6 protein-coding genes are annotated in these 6174 nt (G+C 30.1%); all 6 read left to right on the forward strand.

Annotated elements, in window-relative coordinates; translation table 11 throughout:
- Positions 1-304: 304 nt before the first annotated feature.
- A complete protein-coding gene (locus JWF52_RS18780; protein WP_208334994.1) occupies positions 305-1135 on the forward strand; it encodes a phosphate ABC transporter substrate-binding protein in 831 nt (276 codons plus the stop codon).
- Positions 1136-1383: 248 nt separating this feature from the next.
- A complete protein-coding gene (gene pstC / locus JWF52_RS18785; protein ID WP_208334995.1) occupies positions 1384-2304 on the forward strand; it encodes a phosphate ABC transporter permease subunit PstC in 921 nt (306 codons plus the stop codon).
- A 1-nt stretch (position 2305) separates the two neighbouring features.
- A complete protein-coding gene (gene pstA, locus JWF52_RS18790; protein WP_208334996.1) occupies positions 2306-3130 on the forward strand; it encodes a phosphate ABC transporter permease PstA in 825 nt (274 codons plus the stop codon).
- Positions 3131-3152: 22 nt separating this feature from the next.
- Entirely contained in the window at positions 3153-3917 is a 765-nt protein-coding gene (gene pstB / locus JWF52_RS18795; protein ID WP_208334997.1) for a phosphate ABC transporter ATP-binding protein PstB, read from the forward strand.
- 35 nt (positions 3918-3952) lie between these two features.
- Positions 3953-4606 (forward strand): phosphate signaling complex protein PhoU, encoded by a 654-nt coding sequence (gene phoU, locus JWF52_RS18800; RefSeq protein ID WP_208334998.1) that lies wholly within the window; start codon positions 3953-3955, stop codon positions 4604-4606.
- Positions 4607-4787: 181 nt separating this feature from the next.
- Positions 4788-6140 carry an NADP-specific glutamate dehydrogenase gene (gene gdhA, locus JWF52_RS18805; protein ID WP_208334999.1) on the forward strand — a complete coding sequence of 451 codons (1353 nt, stop codon included), beginning with the start codon at positions 4788-4790 and terminating at the stop codon, positions 6138-6140.
- The last annotated feature ends 34 nt before the right edge of the window (positions 6141-6174 follow it).

Genomic DNA, 6174 nt, shown 5'->3' on the forward strand with positions numbered 1-6174 from the left:
ATAAATTTATAATGCTCATTTTTTATTGTGAGAGAAACGAATTTTAAGCAAGGGATGTAACTGAATGAATATGGAGTTGTATCGTTGGCGCCATGAGCGAAGTAAATTTTAAGTAACGGATTTAACTGAAGCGGTAGCGAAGTTATATCGTTGACGCCATGAGCGTAGCGAATTTTACACATTCTTAACATTATTTACACTGGCTTAACCTGTTTATAATATTCACTTAACATAACAACTGTATTATATAAATTGTGAAGGACATGAAAATAATAAAATTTAAATATAAACGGGGGTACATTATATGTTTAAGAAAAAAATAGGAGTACTTTTAGCTAGTACAATATTAGTAGGAAGTTTAGCAGTAGGATGTGGATCAAGTTCAGATAAAGGATCAGATGGATCTAAAGTTACAGTATCAGGTTCAACTTCAGTAGGACCAGTTATGGAAGTAATAGCAGAAGAGTTTCAAGCTAAAAATGAAGGTGTTACAGTAGAAATACAACAAGTTGGATCATCAGCAGGAATAAAAAATGCAATAGAAGGAACTTCTGAAATAGGAATGGCATCAAGAGATATTAAAGAAGAAGAAAAAAATGCAGGATTAAAAGAAATTGAAATAGCACTTGATGGTATATCACTTATAACTAATAAAAATAATAAAGTAAAAGATTTAACTTTACAACAAGTAAAAGATATATATACAGGAAAAATAACTAACTGGAAAGATGTAGGAGGAAAAGATGCTCCTATAGTAGTTTTATCAAGAGAAGATGGTTCAGGAACTAGAGATGGATTCCAAGAAAAAGTTGGATTTGAATCTGAAGAGTTAATAAAAGACGCTCAAATAAGTGATGGGTCAGGAAATATAAAATCTACAGTTGAAGGAAATGAAAATGCAATAGGATATATATCTTTTGGATATGTAGATGATGCAGTAAATGGATTAACAATAGACGGTGTAGAGTTAACTCCAGAAAATGTTAAGTCAGGTAAATATGCAATAGCAAGACCATTTATATTAGTTAATGCAGAAGGTAAAATATCAGAGCAAGGAACTAAATTTATAGACTTCATATTAAGTGATGAAGGTCAAAAAATAATGGAAGGCAAAGGCTTCATAAGCATAAAATAGATAAATACCCTACTGAAAAAGACACATATATATGTGTCTTTTTTATTGCAAGTAAGCTATAATTTATTGTTATTTAACATGGTTTTAACATAAGCGACTTATATGGTAATTAATGTTAATAATGTTAAATAATTTTACTTTTACTTAACATAAATCTAATATAGATTTAACTTTAAAACTATATTATATAGGTGTAGGGAACAAGGAATAATTTATTAAATAAAAAATGTTTAAAGGAGCGATTGCTTATGTTAGTTAAGTCTCGAGTAGTTAGTTCAAATCATAGAGACAATAAAAATGGAAATAAAAATAAATATGTTATAGAAAAAATATCTAAAAATATATTCTTTATAAGCGCATTAATAGCAGTTTTAAGTTTACTTTTAATAATAGGATTTGTATTTTATAAAGGATTAACTCCTTTTATATCAAAGGGTTACTCTTTTACTGAATTTTTAATGGGAAGTGATTGGCTACCAACATCAGATAAATTTGGGATATCATCAATGGTAGTGGCTTCAATTGTTGCTACAATGGGAGCTTTGGTTATAGGAGTACCAATTGGTATACTAACATCTGTATTTATAGCAGAAATTGCTCCAAAGAGAGTAGCTAAAATAATATCGCCAGCAGTTGAATTACTAGCAGGGATACCATCAGTATTATATGGGGTATTTGGATTAGCATTTATAGTACCAACTATACAAAATACATTCAATTTAGCTAAAGGTCAAAGTCTTTTAGCAGTAATAATAGTTTTAGCAATAATGATGCTACCAACAATAATATCAGTATCAGAAACAGCGATAAGGGCAGTACCAAGAGCTTATAAAGAAGGATCATTAGCACTAGGTGCTTCAAAAATAGAAACTATATTTAAAGTTATATTACCAGCAGCTAAATCAGGTATATTAGCAGCAGTTGTTTTAGGAGTGGGTAGAGCATTAGGTGAAACTATGGCTGTAATACTTGTAGCAGGAAACTCACCAGTTATGCCATCATCTTTAATGGATAGCGTAAGACCTCTTACAACTAATATAGCACTAGAGATGGGATACGCATTTGGAACTCATCAAGAGATGTTATTTGCAACTGGGGTTGTATTATTTACATTCATATTAATATTAAATTTAATACTAAACAAACTTTCAAACAAGGCGGTAGATTAATATGAGAAAGTTAAAAGAAAATATATTAAAAGCATTAATTTATTTATCAGCAATATTTACAGTAGCAACATTAGTTGTAATTGTAGGATATATATTTATAAATGGAATTGGTGGAATAAATCTAAAATTCTTATTTAGTGATTATTCTGCATCAGGAGATGGTGGAATATTACCAATGATAGTAACAACAATATATATGGTTGTCCTTTCTATAGCGGTAGCTACACCGATTGGGATTTTATCAGCAATATATTTACAAGAATATGCTAAAAAAGGAAAAATGGTAACTGCAATAAGATTTGCTACAGAAAGCTTAGCAGGTATACCATCTATAATATATGGATTATTTGGAGGAATTTTCTTCGTAGTAACATTAGATATGAAATATTCTATATTATCAGGAGCATTAACAGTAGCGATAATAATATTACCAGTAATAATAAGAACTACAGAAGAATCATTAAAGACAGTGCCTCAAAACTATAGAGAAGCATCTTTAGCTTTAGGATCAACAAAGTTTCAAACTTTATATAAGGTAGTGCTTCCAAGTGCTATACCAGGTATACTATCAGGGCTTATATTATCAGTAGGTCGTGTTATAGGAGAATCAGCAGCTATATTACTAACAGCAGGAACGGTTGCTCAAATGCCAGGTACAATATTTGATAGTGCTAGAACACTAACTGTTCAAGCATATTTACTAACGAAAGAGAAAGGCGATATATCTGGAGCAGCTAGCATTGGAGTTGTTTTAATAATACTAGTATTATCATTAAATATGATAGCTAAGGTTGTTGCAAAGAAACTAAATAAGGCAAATTATTAAATAAATTTTACGAGGTGTAAAAATGAATTCAAATAATGAAATAAAATTAAAAATAAGAGACTTAGATTTATTTTATGGTGATAACCAAGCACTAAAAAAAATAAATATGAATATAAAAGAAAATAAAGTAACAGCATTAATAGGGCCATCAGGATGTGGTAAATCTACATTTTTAAGAACTTTAAACAGAATGAACGACCTTATAGATAATGTAACTATAAAAGGAAATATAGAAGTTGATGGCGAAGATATATATAAGAGTGAAGATGTTATAAAGTTACGTACAAAGGTTGGAATGGTATTTCAAAAACCAAATCCATTTCCAATGAGTATATATGATAATGTAGCATACGGACCTCGTACACATGGAATAAGAGATAAAAAAGAGCTAGATAAAATAGTTGAAGAGAGTCTAAAAGGTGCAGCTATATGGGATGAGGTAAAAGACAGATTAAAGTCATCAGCACTTGGTTTATCAGGAGGGCAGCAACAACGTATATGTATAGCTAGAGCTATAGCTATGAAACCTGAAGTAATACTTATGGATGAACCTACATCAGCGCTAGATCCAATATCAACTTTAAAAGTTGAAGAATTAATAGAAGCATTAAAAGATGATTATACAATTGTAATAGTTACACATAACATGCAACAAGCAGCACGTGTTTCTGATGATACAGCATTTTTCCTAAATGGAGAAGTAGTAGAATTTAATGACACAAAAACTATGTTTACTAGCCCGGAAGACAAGCGTACAGAAGACTATATAACAGGTAGATTTGGATAAAATCTATATAACAAAATCTAAAAGGAGTTTTTAAGATGGTTAATACGAGTTTAGAGCTAGATATAAATACTTTAAAGCAGTACACTATAAAAATGATACAAAGGTGTGAAAAAGCTTTAGAGTCATCTGTAGATTGTATGTTAAGAAAGGATTTAGAAGGTTCAAAAAAAGTTATAGAAGAAGATGAAGAGATAAATGCACTAAGAGAATATATAAGAGATAGAAGTATTGAATTGATGGCATTAAAGCAACCTATGGCAAGGGATTTAAGATATGTATATGCTCTAGGAAACATAGCTATAGAATTAGAAAGAGTAGGAGATTATGCATCTAATATTGCAGCTGAAACATTAAAAATAGGTAATGAACCATATATAAAAGAACTAATAGATATTCCTAAAATGACAAATGAATGCAGAGAAATGCTTTTAGCGGTACTTGAAGCTCTAGAAAATGAAGATGAAAAATTAGCATATGATACAGCTCTAAGAGATGAAAAAGTAGATAGTTTATATGAGCTAATTCATGAAGATTGCTTAAAAATAATGAATGAAAACCCAGAAACTATAAATCAAGGTGTAAGACTTTTATTTGTAGGAAGATACCTTGAAAGAATAGGTGATCATATCACTAATGTATGTGAAAAAGTTATTTATGCAATCAATGGAAAAATGATGGAAATAGGATAAGACAGGTGTCTTATCCTATTTTTGTAATATTTATTGACATAAAGCCGTATTAATATAGATATAAATAATTTATATATAAAAAAATATAATTAGAAATTTATCAAAAATATATTGAAAAAACGTTTTCGAAAGAATAAAATCTATAATAAGAAAGGTTTTTTTAAATAAGGGGGATCTTAATATGGAATATAATGTAGCAGAAGTAGTTAACAAAGTTATTGAAGATGTAAAAGTTAGAAATAAAGGAGAAAATGAATTTCATCAGACAATAGAAGAAGTACTACACTCATTAGAGCCAGTATTAGAGAAGCATCCAGAATACATAAAGGAAAGTATATTAGAAAGAATAGTAGAACCTGAAAGACAAATAATGTTTAGAGTTCCTTGGGTTGATGACAATGATAATGTTAAAGTTAATAGAGGATTTAGAGTACAATTTAATAGTGCAATAGGACCTTATAAAGGTGGTTTAAGATTCCATCCATCAGTTAATTTAGGAATAATAAAATTCTTAGGTTTTGAGCAAATATTTAAAAATTCCTTAACAGGTCTACCAATTGGTGGAGGAAAAGGTGGATCAGATTTTGACCCTAAAGGTAAGTCAGATAGAGAAATAATGAGATTCTGTCAAAGTTTTATGACTGAATTATATAGACATATAGGACAACATACGGATGTTCCTGCAGGTGATATAGGAGTAGGAGCTAGAGAAATAGGATTTTTATTTGGGCAATATAAAAAGATAAGAAACTCATATGACGCAGCAGTATTAACAGGTAAAGGATTAACGTATGGAGGTTCCCTTGCTAGAAAGGAAGCAACTGGATTTGGTGTTATATACTTTGTAAATGAAATGCTAAATTATCACAAACATTCACTAGAAGGTAAGAGAGTTGTTATATCCGGATCTGGAAATGTTGCTATATATGCAGCTCAAAAAGCACAAGAATTTGGAGCTAATGTAGTTGCGATGTGTGATTCTGCTGGATATGTAATTGATGAAAATGGTATAGATATAGAATTAATAAAACAAATAAAAGAAGTAGAAAGAAAAAGAATAAGAGAGTATGCTAATAGAAAAGAAGGTAGTCAATATTTTGAAGGACAAAAAGGTATATGGTCTGTTAAATGTGATATAGCTCTTCCATGTGCAACTCAAAATGATATAAGTATAGAAGAAGCTAAGCTATTAGTAGAAAATAATGTGCTTGCTATTGGAGAGGGTGCAAATATGCCTTGTACAAATGAGGCAGTAGAATACTTCCTAGAAAAAGGAATATTAGTAGCTCCAGCTAAGGCTGCGAATGCAGGTGGAGTTGCAACATCAGCTCTTGAAATGTCTCAAAATAGCATGAGACTTTCTTGGACTTTTGAAGAAGTAGATGAAAAATTAAAAGGTATAATGATAAACATATTTGAAGCTTCAAAAAATGCAGCAGAAGAATATGGACATAAAGGAAACTATGTAGTTGGAGCTAATATAGCAGGATTCTTAAAAGTTGCAGAAGCTATGATGAGCCAAGGGATAATATAATAAATAAAAAAATGATTACCTAAATTTAGGTAAT

It is taken from the genome of Clostridium sp. CCUG 7971, assembly GCF_017590215.1.
Lineage (GTDB): Bacteria > Bacillota > Clostridia > Peptostreptococcales > Peptostreptococcaceae > Faecalimicrobium.

Coding starts and splice junctions, on each gene's coding strand:
- JWF52_RS18780 (WP_208334994.1), top strand. CDS start 305: ATGTTTAAGAAAAAAATAGGAGTACTTTTAGCTAGTACAATATTAGTA.
- pstC (WP_208334995.1), top strand. CDS start 1,384: ATGTTAGTTAAGTCTCGAGTAGTTAGTTCAAATCATAGAGACAATAAA.
- pstA (WP_208334996.1), top strand. CDS start 2,306: ATGAGAAAGTTAAAAGAAAATATATTAAAAGCATTAATTTATTTATCA.
- pstB (WP_208334997.1), top strand. CDS start 3,153: ATGAATTCAAATAATGAAATAAAATTAAAAATAAGAGACTTAGATTTA.
- phoU (WP_208334998.1), top strand. CDS start 3,953: ATGGTTAATACGAGTTTAGAGCTAGATATAAATACTTTAAAGCAGTAC.
- gdhA (WP_208334999.1), top strand. CDS start 4,788: ATGGAATATAATGTAGCAGAAGTAGTTAACAAAGTTATTGAAGATGTA.